The sequence below is a fragment of the Acidovorax sp. genome, from assembly GCF_046291265.1.
Classification (GTDB): Bacteria; Pseudomonadota; Gammaproteobacteria; order Burkholderiales; family Burkholderiaceae_C; genus Acidovorax.
Genome location: NZ_JBKBTV010000031.1, coordinates 14,618 through 30,082, shown reverse-complemented (window position 1 = coordinate 30,082; position 15,465 = coordinate 14,618). Strand labels below are relative to the sequence as shown.

Below are 15,465 nucleotides of genomic sequence, written 5' to 3'. Positions count from 1 at the left end.
GGATTTTGCAACGCAGCCATGGTCGAAAAGACGCTTTTTTGTGGCCAGACCGCGTGAAAGACTGCACTGTTTGCCCTTCGAGCGTCCCCGCCAGCGGCGCCAACCGATTTCTAACCTTCGAGGACATCCATGAGACTGATTCTGTTGGGCGCGCCTGGCGCCGGAAAGGGCACGCAAGCCACGTTCATCTGCCAGAAATACGGCATCCCGCAAATCTCCACCGGCGACATGCTGCGCGCAGCGGTCAAAGCGGGCACGCCCCTGGGCCTGCAGGCCAAGGCCGTGATGGATTCGGGTGCGCTGGTCAGCGATGACATCATCATCGGCTTGGTCAAGGAACGCATCACCCAGCCCGATTGCGCTCACGGATTTCTGTTTGACGGTTTCCCCCGCACCATTCCCCAGGCCGATGCGATGAAAGCTGCGGGCGTCAAGCTCGACTACGTGCTCGAAATCGATGTGCCCTTCGACGCGATCATCGAACGCATGAGCGGCCGCCGCTCACACCCTGCCAGCGGCCGCACCTACCACGTCAAGTTCAACCCACCCAAAGTGGATGGCAAAGATGACGTGACGGGCGAAGAACTAATCCAGCGCGAGGACGACAAGGAAGAAACCGTGCAAAAGCGCCTGCAGGTCTACAGCGACCAGACGCGCCCCCTGGTGGACTACTACAGCAGCTGGGCCAAGGCCGAACCTGCAACCGCCCCCAAGTACCGAGCCATCAGCGGCACGGGCACAGTGGACGAAATCACTGCACGCGCCTTCGAGGCACTGGCCGGCTGATCCAAAGCTGGCAACCAGCGGCACGCCCGCACTCAACAAAAGCGACGCACTTCAGAGGTGCGTCGCTTTTTTGTTTGCAAGGGACATGAAGAAACCCACTGCTCGTCGAAAGATCACATCAAGCGGGACCAGAGCGGAGTGCGTAGGCCTTGCCATCCACAAACAGGTATTCAGCGCGCAGCACTGCGTCGCCTTTTTCCTCACGCAGGGTAAAACCCACCACCGACACTGCTGTGCCGGGCTTGATCTCTTGCACCTGCCAGGCCTGCATGCGAGTGAGCGGTGCCAATTCGATCTCCCACGTCCGGTCTTTGCGTGTGGGCAAGACGGTTTTGGCCAGCAGGGCTTTGCCGTCCACGGGTGATGTCTGGGCGGGGACCGCCCGCTGCGCCAGATCGGCAGGCAGCTTCAGGCCCGCGGGCAACTCCAGTTCCAGCTCGGCATGCGGGTTCTGCCAGCGCACCTTGCGCACCGTGCCTTCCAGATAAATAGGGCGCTCAGGGTCAAAGCTGCTCCAGCCATGGTGGGCGCGGGCGCCCAGCGGCAGGGCTGCTGCGAACACAAGCAGGTGACGACGTTGCAGGCTCATAGCGGTTCTCTCCTTGCTTAGCTAAACATAGGCAATCCAGCGGCCACACACCACCACGGCCAACCAGACCACGGTAGATGCCAGCATCTGCGCACGGGCCAGACCGTCCAGACGCGCCAATGACCCGCGCCCATGGAACCACGCAGCGTTGCAGCCTGCAAGCATTAACAACAGCATCTTCAAGGTGAATACGCGGTTGCTGAGCAGCTCGGCAGGCTGCGTGGCAAACATCAACAAGCCAGACGCCGCCACCAGCCCAAAACCACACAGCGCGACCGAAAGGCTCAGCCGGGCCAGGTCTTTGACCGGCAGCGCCGCACCGCGGCCAAACACCCGCAGCTCCAGCAACACCAGGTTCCCCAGCAGCAGCGCAATGCCCACAATGTGCACCACCTCCAGCGCCGGGTAGGCCCAAACATGTGTCTTGAGAGAGGCAAACATGCGAAGCGCCGGTTTCTAGCGAAGGAGGTTCAACATGAGGGTGATGCGCGCCTTGACGGGAGACAGGCCCTGCGAGTCCCGCAACAGATCACCCGGCTTGGGCAACACCTGCCCCTCGGGGCAGCGCGTGGCCCGAACCACAGCCACACCCGCGGCCTGGGCATGCACCAGCGCTGCTTCAAGACGCTGGTGGATCGTGCCGTTGCCCGTGCAGGCCACCACCAGACCCTGCACCCCATCGCCCACCAGCGCATCGACCAGAGAGCCGGTGGCTCCCGCATGGCTGACCACTATTTCCACGCGGGGCCAAGAATCGATATTTGCTATATTTTCAATAGCTATTAGCGCTTTACCATCAAGCGCTAGAGGCCAATTTTGCGTAAAACGCACTTGGCCTTCCTCCACAAACCCCAGAGGACCCACGTCCGCCGACGTGAACGCGTGCACGCGGTACGGATGCACCTTTTGCACGTGCCGCGCACCGTGCACCTCACCCGCCGCCACTGCGAGCACGCCCGCGGCGCCAAGCGTCATCGCTACAGCAACGGCATCGAGCAGGTTCTGCGGGCCGTCGGGCGTCAACGCGGTGGCCGGGCGCATGGCACAGGTCAACACCACAGGTTTGCGGGCATCGAGCACTTCGTGGAGAAACCAGGCCGTTTCTTCCAGCGTATCGGTGCCATGGGTGATGACAATGCCCCGCACCTCGGGGTCTTTCAAGTGGTGGGCACAGCGCAGAGCCAAGGCCCGCCATACCTCGATGTCCATGTCCTTGCTGTCGATCTGCGCCACTTGCTCAACCAGCAATTCGCCCGCCATCGTTTGCAAGCCTGGGACCGCGTCCAGCAATTGGGCCACCCCCACCTGGCCCGCGGTGTAGCCGATATTGTCTCCCGCCTGCGCAGAGGTGCCCGCAATCGTGCCACCTGTGCCCAAAACCACAATTTTTTGCCCACTCACTTGCGCACTCCGAAAAACTGGTGAAAAATACAGTTACTGGATTAAAAAACAGTTGTTCGCCACTGTAACCGCCTCCACCGGAAACCACCATGCTCGACAACCCCAAACTCACCGCCCGCCAGCAACAGATTCTGGATCTCATCCAGACCGCCATTGCCCGCACCGGTGCTCCCCCCACCCGCGCTGAAATCGCAGCCGAACTGGGGTTCAAGTCGGCCAATGCCGCCGAAGAGCATTTACAGGCCCTGGCCCGCAAGGGCGTGATCGAACTGGTCAGCGGCACTTCGCGTGGGATCCGCCTGCGCAGCGACACTGTTCGCTCCATCAATGCGGCACGTGGCAACCAGTTCCACCTCCCCATTCCGGGCTTGTCGCAGTTGGTGCTGCCCTTGGTGGGGCGCGTGGCGGCGGGCTCGCCCATTCTCGCGCAGGAACATGTCGACCAAACCTACAGCGTGGAAAACAGCCTGTTCCAGCACCGGCCTGATTACCTGCTGAAGGTGCGTGGCATGTCCATGCGCGATGCGGGCATCATGGATGGCGACCTGCTCGCCGTGCAATCCACCCGCGAGGCCCGCAATGGCCAGATCATCGTGGCCCGCTTGGGAGACGACGTCACTGTCAAACGCCTGCGCCGCACCGCAACCGCCATCGAGTTGTTGCCTGAGAACCCCGACTACCCGGTGATCGTGGTCCAGCCCGGGGAGCCTTTTGAAATTGAAGGCCTCGCCGTCGGACTGATCCGCAACACCATGCTGATGTAGTCCATCCCTTTTTGTTTGCTGCACCGCAGGTGGCGGGCGTTTGGCGTGTCTATGGTCTATTGCCGTTCATACGCCAGCCCTGCGGTGTTGCTTCGCCTTGCAATCCTGCCTATGTCCAACCCCCGACCTTCGGAGTTTTCACATGGGAATTGCTTTGTCCACCCTCACCCTCTCTACTTTGCCCGCCCCGCTGCGTACTTTGACCCGCTGGTTGCAGCAGGCACTGCGCCTGGAGACAACAGGTTCTCCCCATCGCAACGCTTCCGCAACAACGTCTTGCGCCGATTCATTGCGCGATCACGCCACGCCCCACCGCCATGCGACCGGGGGTGATGCCACAGCGGCTGCGAATCATCGTCCTGCTTTGCCCGCAGGCCATCGCCCATTGCGGGGAAACTGGCCGTTCAATGTCCGCCCTCCGGTCACCGCAGCCGATGCGCCGACCCGGCCGCACACAGTGGCGACAAGGTCGTTTCTCCCGGCTTCGTCGCCCGCAAGCCGCAGAGACACCTTTTTTGCATCGCTCGCCACAGAGGGACATGCACACCGGCCTGCCAGAGTGTTCCGCGGGGTGTCCGACGCGGGCGCTGGCCGACTTGTCATCGCAGGCCGCATGGCCGATGTGTGCGCAGAGCTGGACCGGATGGCGGCGTCCGAGGGGCTGCGAACCCAGTAAGAGGGCGGAAGGCCGGTTGCCAACGCCCGGAACGTTTGCGTCAAGCGCCGCATTGCGCGCAAATTGAGCCTGCCTTGCGGAGAGTTCTCTTTGCACAGTTCCGCTTTTGATCTTTCTGTGTGGGGACATGTGTTGGGCGTGGCAAGTCCGCATCGAGCGCAAATCAACACTCCGTCACCAAAAGCGAGACGTTTTGCGGGGGTGCAGCACCATCCGGGGCGGTGCGGCTTTCGTCGCCAAGGCACAATGTCGGGATGAATATTGTGATCCTCGACGACTACCAGGATGCAGTGCGAAAACTCCACTGCGCCTCCCGGCTCGACGCATATACCGCCAAGGTTTACACCAACACCGTCAAAGGATTGGGCCAGCTCTCTGTGCGGCTCAAAGACGCGGACATCATTGTGTTGGTCAGGGAGCGCACGCAGATCACCCGCCAATTGGTAGAGAAGTTGCCTCGCCTGAAGCTCATTGCCCAGACCGGCAAGATTGGTAGCCACATCGATGTAGCCGCTTGCACCGAGCGCGGTATTGCGGTGGCGGAAGGGGTCGGCTCCCCCGTGGCGCCCGCTGAGCTGACCTGGGCGCTGGTCATGGCAGCCACGCGCAGGTTGCCGCAATACATCTCCAATCTCAAACATGGCGCCTGGCAACAGTCAGGATTGAAGACCGCCTCCATGCCACCCAACTTCGGACTGGGCAGCGTATTGCGCGGCAAAACGCTGGGTATCTGGGGGTATGGCCGCATCGGGCAACTGGTAGCGGGCTACGGACGAGCGTTTGGCATGAATGTACGGGTGTGGGGCCGCGAGGCTTCTCGCGCGCAAGCACTCACCGATGGCTACCAGGCGGCCACGACGCGCGAGGAATTCTTTGCGCAGTGCGATGTGATTTCGCTGCACCTTCGGCTCAATGATGAAACCCGTGGAATCATCTCGCTGGAAGACTTGTCGTGCATGAAGCCCACATCGTTACTGGTCAATACCTCCCGTGCGGAATTGATTGAACCCGATGCACTGATTGCAGCCCTCAACCGCGGTCGCCCCGGCATGGCAGCGGTGGATGTGTTTGAGAGTGAACCCATCTTGCAAGGCCATGCCCTTTTGCGGCTCGAGAACTGCATTTGCACGCCCCACATTGGGTACGTTGAACAAGACAGCTATGAGCTGTACTTTGGCGCCGCCTTTGACAACGTCATCAACTTCATCAAGGGCACTCCGACCAATATCGTGAACCCCGGCTCGCTGCAGGTACGACGGTAGGATTTTTCACCACAGGCTTTGCTCTTTTGACTCGCGCTGTGCCGCAGTTCTGAGAGGAAGTGATATCTGCGCACGGTCGATGCACCAATAAAAAAGGCTTCCCGAAGGAAGCCTTTTTTGCAGCTGCAACAGGGCACTGGAGTGCTCTGTTGAGTGAAGCGCTCTATTACAGAGGCGTCTTCTTGCCATCCTTGTAGTTATACAAGGTGATGGAAGGATTCTTCATTTCGCCGTTGGGTTCGAAGGCGATGGCAGAAGTCACGCCCTTGAAGTTCGACTTGGCCAGCTCGTTCACATACACCTTGGGGTCCACCGAGTTGGCACGCTTCATGGCGTCAACCAGCAGGAACGTGGCGTCGTAGGTGTAAGGGCTGTAAACCTGGAACTGGTTAGGGTACTTGGCATCGTACTTGGCCTTCCAGGCCGTACCGCCAGGCATCTTGGCCAGCGAAGAACCGCCTTCAGCGCAGATCACGTTGCCCAGGGTCTTGGCACCGGCAGCCAGCTTGGCGATTTCCGATGTGCAGACGCCGTCACCACCGAAGTACTTGACGTTGCCCATGCCCAGCTGTTCCATCTGGCGCAGCATAGGGCCGGCCTGTGGGTCCATACCGCCGTAGAACACAGCGTCAGGGTTCTTGGACTTGATGGCGGTCAGGATGGCCATGAAGTCGGTGGCCTTGTCGGTCGTGAACTGCTCGTCCACCACCTTCATGCCCTTGGCAACTGCTGTCTTCTTGAACACGTCTGCCACACCTTGGCCGTACGCAGTACGGTCATCGATGATGGCAACGGTCTTGAGCTTCAGCGTGTCCACAGCGTAGAACGCCAAACCAGCGCCCAGGGCGTTGTCGTTGGCAATGATACGGAACGTGGTCTTGTAGCCAGGCTTGGTCAGGTTGGGGTTGGTCGCAGCGCCCGTCACCATCGGAATACCGCAGTCGTTGTAGACCTTGGATGCAGGAATGGTGGTCCCGGAGTTGAGGTGACCTACAACGCCAGCAACTTTGGAGTCGCACAGCTTTTGTGCAGCGGCCGTGCCCTGCTTTGGATCGGCGGCGTCGTCTTCGGCTTGAAGTTCAAATTTGATCTTCTTGCCACCGATGGTGACGCCTTGAGCGTTCAACTCTTCAATGGCCATGCGGGCGCCATTTTCGTTGTCCTTGCCGTAGTGGGCTTGGGCGCCGGAAACCGGAGCCACGTGGCCGATCTTGACCACCTGCTCTTGTGCAGAGGCCACACCAGCAGCAGCCGCGATAGCAGCAACCACGGTCAGTTTCAACTTCAATTGCATATCAATCTCCAGTAAAGATAAACGCTGAGAATGTTCTTGTGTCTCAACGCAGGCGAACATATCGCAATTTACGGGCCAGATCATTAGGGAACACGATTAAATGCGAGGGAAACCACAGGGGAATACCCTGTCATCCCTTTGACGCAGGGGGCGCACCACTCGCCAATTCGTCTGCAACGGCCTCGTAAACCGCATGCCGAACCACCGATTCGATCTCTTCTCGCAGGCGCGGAAGCACTGATCGGGTTTGTTCTTGCACCACTGTGGCGATCGCTTCGCGCAAGCGCTGGTCCAGCACCACATCCACACGCTGCATCACCCTGTGCACCATGTACTCCTCCATGCCTTCGGGCATGGGTCGGGCCGCCACAGGCGCCGCAGTCATTGGAGCGCTACTGCTTGCACTTACGCCAAAGGTTGATCCGGACCTCGGGGGGAGTGGGGGCCGAGGCGCCTGCGCGGGTGGCATTACCGGCGAAGGTGCGGCCGCCAAAGGCCTTGGGGCAACCGCAGCAGCCATCACCGGAGACGCGGCCACGGCTGGCCGCGCGACCAGTGGCGGCGGCGACGACAGTGTTGGCCGAGGCGACACAGGCGTCGCCGCAGGAATCTGCCGCGCCAATGGCGGCGTTGAAGGTTGCGCCGCGGGCGTGGCAGGTGCAGCAGGTGTCACCGGCAGCGAAGACACCCGCGCAGCCGCTGGTGGCGACATCACCGTCGTACGCAGCGTCTCTGTGGCGGCGGGATTTACGGGAACGGTATTCGGCGTCTGCACCACTTCGGTGAGAGTGGGTACAAAACGCGGGGGGGTTCGAGGAGGCTGCGACATCAGTTCGCTTTCAGCACCAGATCGTGGCGGGTGATGGCATAGCCGCGGGATGCATAGTGTTTCCACCGCGCTCGTGCCGCACTGCGATCCGCTTCATCCTGTGCGCTCACCACTTCGACCAATCGGTCAAACCGGCCAAACCCCTCAGGAACCTCCGCATTCAAATTCAACAACACCTCGTGGTGCGGGGAACGACGCGCGTCTACCGCCAGCAACACCGGAGAGACATGGATCATTTCCTCGTCCGCGTCGTCACGGCAATGGGCCACAAAATCTAGCGGCGCCAAAGTCCAGAGCATTCGGTCCAAGGCCTCCAGCATCTCTGCAGGTCCAGCAATCACCAGCCGAGCGCCACTGCGCTGCACTTTGCGAGCAAAGCGACACGCGTAGGCTAGCTTGTCTGGCGCGTTGAAGTGGAAAGCGACCTCAGTCATGGTGTGGCCCCGGCCCCATAGCGGTCAAACAGCCTTGGCCCGAGCGGGGCGTTTTGCTGCTGGCTTGGCCGCAGCGCGCGGTGTCGGCACTTTGGATTGGTTCAGGAGGTACTGCACCAGGAGCCCCACAGGGCGGCCGGTAGAGCCCTTGGCGGCTCCGCCCTTCCATGCCGTGCCCGCTATGTCCAGATGGGCCCATGGCATGTCACCCACAAACTTCTGTAAAAACTTGGCTGCCGTGATCGAGCCGCCCGCACGCCCCGCCACGTTACCCATGTCCGCAAAATTGCTCTTGAGGCCGTCGGCATAGTCATCGTCCAGCGGCATGCGCCAGCAGAGGTCCTGTGCTTCGTTGCCAGCGTTTTGCAGTGCAGAAGCCAGTGCATCGTTGTTGGCAAACAGCCCGCTGCGCACGCCGCCAAGGGCGATCACGCAGGCGCCAGTCAGTGTGGCAATGTCCACCACCGCGGCAGGCTTGAAGCGGGCCGCGTACGTCAACGCGTCGCACAGAACCAGGCGCCCTTCTGCATCGGTGTTGAGAATTTCAATGGTCTGGCCGCTCATGCTGGTCACGACGTCACCCGGCTTCACCGCGCGACCATCGGGCATGTTTTCGCATGCGGGGATCAGTCCCACCACATTGATGGCAGGCTGCAGTTCACCCAGCGCGCGGAACACGCCCAGCACGCTGGCGGCGCCACACATGTCGAACTTCATTTCGTCCATTTCGGACGCAGGCTTGATGGAGATTCCGCCCGTATCGAACGTGATGCCCTTGCCCACCAGCACCACGGGCGCCTTGTCCTTGGTCGCGCCGTTGTAGCGCAGTTCGATAAAACGCAGGGGCTCCTCCGAGCCACGCGCCACGGCCAAAAATGCGCCCATTTTCAGCCGCCCCACTTCGGCGGGGCCCAGCACCTTGCACTGGATTCGCGGCAGCTTGGCCAGCGTCTTGGCCGCATCGGCCAGCAAGGTGGGTGTCGCGTGGTTGGCTGGGCGATTGCCCCATTCGCGTGCAAACTCGACCCCAGCGACCAGCGCCACCCCGTTGTCAAAACCTTCGCGCGCATCGGTCGCATTGGGCACCCCGACCACACAGCGGTTCAGGCTGCGGGCTTCCACCTTCGACTTGGTGCTGGTGTACACATAACTGGCTTCCGCCACCGCCTGCACCAGCGCACACACGGAACCTGGTTTGACGGCTCCGGCAAAACACACCACCACGCGCTTGGTCTGGGGCGCCCGGATCGCAGCGCCCACGGCCAACACCGCTTGCCGCGCTGCGCGTGCAGAACCGTCACCAGCACCCACCAGGACCACCCGGCGGGCCGCTACCGCGGGCGCTTGGTACATCTGCAGATGTTTGCCCGCCTTGACAGAAAGATCTCCATTCTTGAGCGCCAACGCGGCCAATGCCGACAACGCATCCTGCCCGGGCTTGAAGCCCTCCGGAATCAGCACGACCAAAAGGTCGCATTTTTCGGAGGCAGCCGCTGCCAGTTCAAGGGTCTTGAGATCAAAGTTCATAATCGGTGTTTTCCTTTTGAGCGTGCTATGCACTTTCACAGTGCACTCAAAAGTGCATAGCAAGCTCTTAGCCAATGTTATTCGATTCATCCATCCGCAAAGAGCTGGCCCGCAGCTTCGGCGCGACGCTCGTGGTGCTGGTGACTGTGGTCATGACCATGATGCTCATCCGCACCCTGGGTCAGGCATCCAAAGGCAGTGTCAGCCCTTCTGACGTCATGCTGGTCATGGGTTTCACCGTGCTCGGGCAGTTGCCCACCATTCTCAGTCTGAGCCTCTTCATCGCCGTGGTCGGCACCCTGTCGCGCATGTACCGCGACAGCGAGATGGTCATCTGGTTCGCCAGCGGGCGCGGCCTCATCAGCCTGCTCAAGCCCCTGGTGCGTTTTGCCTGGCCCGTGATGGCGGTCATCGCCGTGCTGTCGCTGTTGGTGTGGCCCTGGGCCAATTCGCAGATTCAGGAACTCAAAACCCAGTACGAGCAGCGCAGCGACATCGACCGCATTGCGCCGGGAGAGTTTCAGGAGTCCAGCAACGGCAGCCGTGTGTTCTTCATCGACAAGGACACACCTGACACCCAGGCTGGCAACAACATCTTCATTGCCGCCACCGACGGTGTGCGCGAATCCGTCACCTCCGCACGCAGTGCCCGGCTGGAGACACAGAACGGCGAGCGCATGGCTTTGCTGAGCGATGGTCAGCGGCTGGAAACCTCGCGCGACAAACCCGGCGTCAAGATCAGCGAATTCGTCGAATACGGCACCCGGATCGGATCGGCCCCCACAGGCTCGGCGGAAGAACTCTCCGTCAAGACCCGGGCCACCCACGAACTTCTGATGCAACCCCTCCCTGCCTACCGTGCAGAACTGGGCTGGCGCCTGGGGCTGGCGTTCGCCGCCCTCAACTTTGTGGTGCTGGGCTTGGCCGTGGCCAGCGTCAACCCACGTGCCGCGCGCAGCACCGGGCTGGTGTTTGCGCTTTTCGGCTTCATCGTCTACTACAACCTCATGACCCTGGGGCAAAGCTGGGTCGGCGCGGGTCGGCTGGGGCTTGTCAGCTTCATGGTGATGCTGCACGGCGGCATGCTGTTGATGTCGCTGCTGGTGCTGGCGGCACGGCACAACCAATGGACGGTGGCCAGCCTCTGGCGCGCCAAGGCACCGCGGCCGCCCAGGAGCCCCGCATGAAAACCATCCGCCGCCTGATCCACCGCGAAGCCCTGTTCGCCGTGACCTTTGTCACCGCGGGCTTCCTAGCCCTGTTCTTCTTCTTTGACCTGGTGGATGAGCTGCGCTGGGTGGGACGCACCGGTGCCGACGGCTACCAGCTGTCGCACGCCTTTTTGTTTGTGGTGCTCAGCATTCCGAGCCACCTTTACGAGCTGCTCCCCATCACGGTGCTCATTGGCACCATCTTTGTGATGGCGCGCCTGGCCCAAAGCTCGGAATTCACCATCATGCGGACCAGTGGCATGGGGCCATGGCGGGCGCTGCGCACGCTGCTCACGCTGGGCGGGTTCTTTGTGTTGCTGACCTTTGCCATCGGTGACTATGTTGCGCCCTGGACGGACCGCGCCGCCCAACTCGTCAAAGTGCGATACCTTGGCAGTCTGACCACCGGCGCCACGGGGGCCTGGCTCAAAGAGCGGCAAGAAGACCGCTCCTATGCGGTCAACGTGCGCGCGTTGACCACTGACGGTGGCATGCTCGGCGTGCGCATTTTCGAGTTTGACGCCAAAGGTCGCCTCGCCTCTCAGACCCGCGCAGTATCGGGTCAGTTTGGATCCGACGGCGCGTGGGAGCTTGAAACCGTGCAGCGCAGTCGTTTCGAACAACGCGGCAACGACGAGGCGCGGGTGGAACACCTCGACGCCCCCACCCTGCAATGGCCCACCCGCATCAGTGCGGACATGGTGGCCGCATCGCTGCTCAAGCCAGACCGCATGGCCACCATTGACTTGTTCCAATACATCATGCATCTGGGCGCCAATGGCCAGTCGTCTCAGCGCTACGAGATCGAGTTCTGGCGCAAGGTGTTTTACCCGCTGAGCTGTCTGGTGATGGTGGTGCTGGCCCTGCCCTTTGCCTACCTGCATTTCCGCTCGGGCGGCATTGCGGGCTATGTGTTTGGCGGCGTCATGGCGGGCATCAGCTTCTTCCTGCTGAACAACGTGTTCGGCTACGCAGGCAATCTGCAGAACTGGTCGCCCTGGCTCACTGCCGCTGCGCCGGGGCTCATCTATTCCGTGCTGTCGCTAGCGGCCTTTGGCTGGCTGGTGCTTCGCCGGTAAAAATTTTTAAGCCTTTTTGGCCTCTACCGCTTATGCAGCAAGCGCAAGTAGCTATCATTTTGTTCGCACACGGCTCTCGTGATCCACTCTGGCGCGTGCCGCTGGAGGCGGTTGCCGCGCGCATCGCCGCGCAGCAGCCTGGCCGGCCGGTCCTTTGCGCCTACCTGGAACTGTGCACTCCCTCGCTGGCAGATGCCGCCCGGCAACTCGCCGCACAGGGCGCCACGCAGGCCACCGTGGTGCCCATGTTCCTGGGCACGGGCAAACATGCGCGTGAAGACCTACCCTTGCTGGTGCAGGACCTGCGCGCCGCCCACCCCGGCGTTCAATTCCATGTGCAAACCGCCATTGGCGAAGACCCGCGCATGACCGCATTGATGGCAGAAATCGCCTGCGAGGCGCCCCAAAGCTGACGGTTCCGCTGAAATCTCTTAGACACTTGCAGCATAATGATGCAACTCTTTAGGCGATATCAGATATGAACCTGCATCAGTTCCGCTTCGTTCAAGAGGCCGCCCGCCGCAACCTCAACCTGACCGAAGCCGCCAAGGCCCTGCACACCTCCCAGCCGGGCGTGTCCAAGGCCATCATTGAGTTGGAAGAAGAACTGGGCGTGGACATCTTTGCCCGCCACGGCAAACGCCTCAAGCGCATCACCGAGCCCGGCCAGCACGTGCTCAAAAGCATCGAAGTCATCATGCGCGAGGTGGGTAACCTGAAGCGCATTGGCGAGCAGTTCAGCGCACAAGACAGCGGCACCCTCAGCATCGCCACCACCCACACCCAGGCCCGTTACGTGCTGCCCGTGCCCGTGGCCCGCCTGCGCGAGGCCTACCCCAAGGTCAACATCAGCCTGCACCAAGCCACGCCGCACGAAGTGGCGCGCATGGTGATTGATGAAGTGGCCGAAATCGGCATGGCCACCGAGTCGCTGGCCGACTACCCCGAACTCGTCACCCTGCCCTGCTACGAATGGCAGCATGTGCTGGTGGTGCCCAACGACCACCCGCTGACGCAAAAGGAACGCATCGGCCTGGACGACTTGGCCCACGAAGCGCTCATCACCTACCACCCCTCCTTCACCGGCCGGGGCAAGATCGACCAGGCCTTTGCGGCCCGCAAGCTGCAGCCGCGCATCGTGCTCGAAGCCATCGATTCGGACGTGATCAAGACCTATGTGCGCCTGGGCCTGGGCATCGGCATCGTGGCCGAAATGGCCATGCGCGACGACCCCGTGGGCGATCTGGCCGTGCGCCCCGTGGGGCACCTCTTCGGCCAGAGCGTGGCCCGCGTTGCCTTCAAGCGCAGCGCCTATCTGCGCAACTTCGTCTACAAGTTTGCCGAACTGCTGAGCGACCGCCTGAGCCGCGACCTCATCGCCCGCGCCATGACGGGCCACGTCAACGATTACGAACTGTGACTGCGCCGTAAACCGCCTGCCCCTGAAACACCTTTGACTTTTACGTTGTTGCGCCATGACCCAAGCAAATGCCACCGCACGCACCCCTGCCTTCCCCAGCAAGCTCCCCAAAGTCGGCACCACCATCTTCACCGTGATGTCGGCCCTGGCCACCGAGCACAAGGCCGTCAACCTGGGCCAGGGCTTCCCGGACTTTGAATGCGCCCCCGAGCTGGTGAATGCCGTCACCCAGGCCATGCAAGCTGGCCACAACCAGTACCCCCCCATGCCCGGCATCCCCGCGCTGCGCGAGGCCGTGGCCCACAAGATCGAAGCGCTGCACGATCGGGCCTACAACCCCCACACCGAAATCACCATCACGGCCGGTGCCACGCAGGCCATCATCACCGCCATCCTGGCCATCGTGCACCCGGGCGATGAGGTGATCGTGCTCGACCCTTGCTACGACAGCTACGTACCCAACATCGACCTGGCCGGTGGCAAGGCCGTGCGCGTGCCACTCACGCCCGGCACCTTCCGCCCCGACTTCGGCAAGATCAGCGCCGCCATCACCCGGCGCACCCGAGCGATCCTCATCAACAGCCCGCACAACCCCAGCGCCACCATCTGGACGGCCGAGGAAATGCGCCAGCTCGAAGACCTGCTCGCCCCCACCGACATCCTGCTCATCAGCGACGAGGTGTACGAGCACATGGTGTTCGACGGCGCCGATCACCAGAGTGCCGCGCGCTTTCCGGGCCTGGCCGCACGCGCCTTCATCGTGTCGAGCTTTGGCAAAACCTTCCACGTCACCGGCTGGAAGGTCGGCACCGTGGCCGCCCCCGCAGCGCTGACGGCCGAGTTCCGCAAGGTGCACCAGTTCAACGTGTTCACCGTGAACACGCCGGTGCAGCACGGCCTGGCCGCCTACCTGCAAGACCCCACGCCCTACCTGCAACTGCCCGCCTTCTACCAGGCCAAGCGCGATTTGTTCCGCCAAGGTTTGGAGGGCTCGCGCTTCAAGCTGCTGCCCAGCACCGGCAGCTACTTCCAGTGTGTGGACATCTCAGCCATCAGCGATTTGAACGAGGCCGACTTCTGCCAATGGCTCACCCGCGAGGTGGGCGTGGCGGCCATTCCGCTGTCGGCGTTTTATGGCGACGGGTTTGACCAGCGCGTGGTGCGGTTCTGCTTCGCCAAGAAAGACGAGACCCTGCGCGCGGCGCTGGAGCGGCTGCGCAAGCTGTGATCCGCAGGGCCTTTTGAGGTCCTACCGGGTCTGCCGCGCCAACCACACCCCGGCAACCGCCAGCGCCATGCCCACCAGCGCCCAGCCGCTGAGCGTTTCACCAAACATGGCCCAGGCGATCAACGCGGTGGTGGGCGGGGTCAGATAGAACAGGCTGGCCACGTTCACTGCGCCGCCCCGGCGGATGAGCAGGTTCAGCAGGCTCACCGCACCCAGGGACAACACCAGCACCAGCCAACCCAGCGCAAAAACGAATTCACCTGTCCATGACACGGCCATGGATTCGGTTGCGTACGCCAACACGGCCATGGCAACGGCGCACGGCAGGTACTGGATGACTGAGCCCGTGCGCAAGTCGAACGAGGGGCAAAACCGCTTCTGGTACAGCGTGCCCGCCGTGATGCCCAGCAGCGCGATCACAGCGGGCAGCAGCATTCCCCACAAAGCGCCAGCAGGGACCGTCGCCACCTTGCCCGCCACCACCAGTGCCACGCCGGTAAAGCCCAGTGCCAATCCCACCCACTGCGCAGGTCGCACTTTCTCTCCCAGCAAGGCGCCCGCAACCAGCGCGGTCAGCAGTGGTTGCAGCCCCACCACCAGCGCCGTGATGCCCGACGGCAGTCCATGCCCAATGGCCACAAACACCCCGCCCAGGTACACGCCGTGCACCAGCAGGCCCGACACCCCAATGTGCAACCAGGCACGGCCTGCCGGTGGCCAGGGCGCGCGCGCCACAGCGACCACGGCCAGCATGAGCACGATGACGATGGCAAATCGCAGGGCAAGAAAGGTCAGGGGCTCCACATACGGCAGCCCCAGCTTGGCCCCGATAAAGCCCGTGCTCCAAAGCGCCACAAAAAGCAGAGGGATGAACGAATCGAGCGGACTGGAAGCGCTGGGACGGGGCGGCGTTGCCTGAGTCATGGAGGATTGAAGCGAAATATCGGATAAGGATGATCGCACCT

At 62.1% G+C, this 15,465-nt stretch carries 16 protein-coding genes; 8 read left to right on the top strand and 8 right to left on the bottom strand.

Features of this window, described 5'->3' with window-relative positions; translation table 11 throughout:
* Window positions 1-129 precede the first annotated feature (129 nt).
* On the top strand, window positions 130-786 hold the full coding sequence (gene adk, locus ACK41V_RS13265; RefSeq protein WP_409783059.1) for an adenylate kinase: 657 nt from the start codon (window positions 130-132) through the stop codon (window positions 784-786).
* A 118-nt stretch (window positions 787-904) separates the two neighbouring features.
* Here the strand turns inward: adk and ACK41V_RS13260 are convergent, their stop codons facing one another.
* From ACK41V_RS13260 to ACK41V_RS13250, 3 genes are read right to left on the bottom strand one after another with little or no spacing between them, the layout of a single operon-like run.
* Complete coding sequence (locus tag ACK41V_RS13260; RefSeq protein ID WP_409783057.1) at window positions 905-1,375, bottom strand: DUF6152 family protein; 471 nt, start codon at window positions 1,373-1,375, stop codon at window positions 905-907.
* A 21-nt stretch (window positions 1,376-1,396) separates the two neighbouring features.
* Window positions 1,397-1,816: a hypothetical protein gene (locus ACK41V_RS13255; protein WP_409783055.1), complete on the bottom strand. Its 420-nt coding sequence runs from the start codon at window positions 1,814-1,816 to the stop codon at window positions 1,397-1,399.
* A 15-nt stretch (window positions 1,817-1,831) separates the two neighbouring features.
* Window positions 1,832-2,776, bottom strand: coding sequence for an asparaginase (locus ACK41V_RS13250; protein WP_409783053.1), 945 nt, complete (start codon window positions 2,774-2,776; stop codon window positions 1,832-1,834).
* 89 nt (window positions 2,777-2,865) lie between these two features.
* Here ACK41V_RS13250 and lexA point away from each other — a divergent pair, with 89 nt between their 5' ends.
* The gene (gene lexA, locus ACK41V_RS13245) at window positions 2,866-3,540 is read left to right on the top strand and encodes a transcriptional repressor LexA (protein WP_409783051.1); all 675 of its coding nucleotides are present in this window, start codon (window positions 2,866-2,868) and stop codon (window positions 3,538-3,540) included.
* A gap of 930 nt (window positions 3,541-4,470) precedes the next feature.
* Entirely contained in the window at window positions 4,471-5,478 is a 1,008-nt protein-coding gene (locus tag ACK41V_RS13240; RefSeq protein ID WP_409783049.1) for a D-2-hydroxyacid dehydrogenase family protein, read from the top strand.
* A gap of 166 nt (window positions 5,479-5,644) precedes the next feature.
* Here the strand turns inward: ACK41V_RS13240 and ACK41V_RS13235 are convergent, their stop codons facing one another.
* From ACK41V_RS13235 to ACK41V_RS13220, 4 genes are all read right to left on the bottom strand, one after another.
* Window positions 5,645-6,772: a branched-chain amino acid ABC transporter substrate-binding protein gene (locus tag ACK41V_RS13235; RefSeq protein ID WP_409783047.1), complete on the bottom strand. Its 1,128-nt coding sequence runs from the start codon at window positions 6,770-6,772 to the stop codon at window positions 5,645-5,647.
* 130 nt (window positions 6,773-6,902) lie between these two features.
* Window positions 6,903-7,601, bottom strand: a complete 699-nt coding sequence (locus ACK41V_RS13230; RefSeq protein ID WP_409783045.1) for a hypothetical protein — start codon at window positions 7,599-7,601, stop codon at window positions 6,903-6,905.
* Window positions 7,601-8,035 (bottom strand): DNA polymerase III subunit chi, encoded by a 435-nt coding sequence (locus tag ACK41V_RS13225; protein ID WP_409783043.1) that lies wholly within the window; start codon window positions 8,033-8,035, stop codon window positions 7,601-7,603. The genes ACK41V_RS13230 and ACK41V_RS13225 overlap by 1 nt, the downstream gene beginning before the upstream one ends.
* Window positions 8,036-8,059: 24 nt before the next feature.
* Window positions 8,060-9,562 (bottom strand): leucyl aminopeptidase, encoded by a 1,503-nt coding sequence (locus ACK41V_RS13220; protein WP_409783041.1) that lies wholly within the window; start codon window positions 9,560-9,562, stop codon window positions 8,060-8,062.
* A 74-nt stretch (window positions 9,563-9,636) separates the two neighbouring features.
* Between ACK41V_RS13220 and lptF the strand changes: the two genes are divergently transcribed.
* The 5 genes from lptF to ACK41V_RS13195 all read left to right on the top strand — a co-directional run bounded on the left by lptF (window position 9,637) and on the right by ACK41V_RS13195 (window position 14,500).
* Window positions 9,637-10,749, top strand: coding sequence for an LPS export ABC transporter permease LptF (gene lptF, locus ACK41V_RS13215; RefSeq protein WP_409783039.1), 1,113 nt, complete (start codon window positions 9,637-9,639; stop codon window positions 10,747-10,749).
* Window positions 10,746-11,852, top strand: a complete 1,107-nt coding sequence (lptG, locus tag ACK41V_RS13210; RefSeq protein WP_409783037.1) for an LPS export ABC transporter permease LptG — start codon at window positions 10,746-10,748, stop codon at window positions 11,850-11,852. Before lptF ends, lptG begins: the two co-directional genes overlap by 4 nt.
* A gap of 32 nt (window positions 11,853-11,884) precedes the next feature.
* Window positions 11,885-12,265 carry a sirohydrochlorin chelatase gene (locus ACK41V_RS13205; protein WP_409783035.1) on the top strand — a complete coding sequence of 127 codons (381 nt, stop codon included), beginning with the start codon at window positions 11,885-11,887 and terminating at the stop codon, window positions 12,263-12,265.
* A 65-nt stretch (window positions 12,266-12,330) separates the two neighbouring features.
* Window positions 12,331-13,272, top strand: a complete 942-nt coding sequence (locus ACK41V_RS13200) for a CysB family HTH-type transcriptional regulator (protein WP_409783033.1) — start codon at window positions 12,331-12,333, stop codon at window positions 13,270-13,272.
* Between the two features lie 55 nt (window positions 13,273-13,327).
* A complete protein-coding gene (locus ACK41V_RS13195; protein WP_409783031.1) occupies window positions 13,328-14,500 on the top strand; it encodes a pyridoxal phosphate-dependent aminotransferase in 1,173 nt (390 codons plus the stop codon).
* A 21-nt stretch (window positions 14,501-14,521) separates the two neighbouring features.
* On the opposite strand, the gene ACK41V_RS13190 is transcribed toward ACK41V_RS13195, so the two are convergent.
* Window positions 14,522-15,424, bottom strand: coding sequence for a DMT family transporter (locus ACK41V_RS13190; protein ID WP_409783029.1), 903 nt, complete (start codon window positions 15,422-15,424; stop codon window positions 14,522-14,524).
* Window positions 15,425-15,465 lie beyond the last annotated feature (41 nt).

Bases quoted from the DNA above. Each gene is read 5' to 3' on its own strand.
- ACK41V_RS13235 (WP_409783047.1), bottom strand. From the start codon at position 6,772: ATGCAATTGAAGTTGAAACTGACCGTGGTTGCTGCTATCGCGGCTGCT.
- ACK41V_RS13225 (WP_409783043.1), bottom strand. From the start codon at position 8,035: ATGACTGAGGTCGCTTTCCACTTCAACGCGCCAGACAAGCTAGCCTAC.
- ACK41V_RS13220 (WP_409783041.1), bottom strand. From the start codon at position 9,562: ATGAACTTTGATCTCAAGACCCTTGAACTGGCAGCGGCTGCCTCCGAA.
- ACK41V_RS13260 (WP_409783057.1), bottom strand. From the start codon at position 1,375: ATGAGCCTGCAACGTCGTCACCTGCTTGTGTTCGCAGCAGCCCTGCCG.
- lexA (WP_409783051.1), top strand. From the start codon at position 2,866: ATGCTCGACAACCCCAAACTCACCGCCCGCCAGCAACAGATTCTGGAT.
- ACK41V_RS13240 (WP_409783049.1), top strand. From the start codon at position 4,471: ATGAATATTGTGATCCTCGACGACTACCAGGATGCAGTGCGAAAACTC.
- lptF (WP_409783039.1), top strand. From the start codon at position 9,637: ATGTTATTCGATTCATCCATCCGCAAAGAGCTGGCCCGCAGCTTCGGC.
- ACK41V_RS13255 (WP_409783055.1), bottom strand. From the start codon at position 1,816: ATGTTTGCCTCTCTCAAGACACATGTTTGGGCCTACCCGGCGCTGGAG.
- ACK41V_RS13190 (WP_409783029.1), bottom strand. From the start codon at position 15,424: ATGACTCAGGCAACGCCGCCCCGTCCCAGCGCTTCCAGTCCGCTCGAT.
- ACK41V_RS13195 (WP_409783031.1), top strand. From the start codon at position 13,328: ATGACCCAAGCAAATGCCACCGCACGCACCCCTGCCTTCCCCAGCAAG.
- ACK41V_RS13230 (WP_409783045.1), bottom strand. From the start codon at position 7,601: ATGTCGCAGCCTCCTCGAACCCCCCCGCGTTTTGTACCCACTCTCACC.
- adk (WP_409783059.1), top strand. From the start codon at position 130: ATGAGACTGATTCTGTTGGGCGCGCCTGGCGCCGGAAAGGGCACGCAA.
- ACK41V_RS13205 (WP_409783035.1), top strand. From the start codon at position 11,885: ATGCAGCAAGCGCAAGTAGCTATCATTTTGTTCGCACACGGCTCTCGT.
- lptG (WP_409783037.1), top strand. From the start codon at position 10,746: ATGAAAACCATCCGCCGCCTGATCCACCGCGAAGCCCTGTTCGCCGTG.
- ACK41V_RS13200 (WP_409783033.1), top strand. From the start codon at position 12,331: ATGAACCTGCATCAGTTCCGCTTCGTTCAAGAGGCCGCCCGCCGCAAC.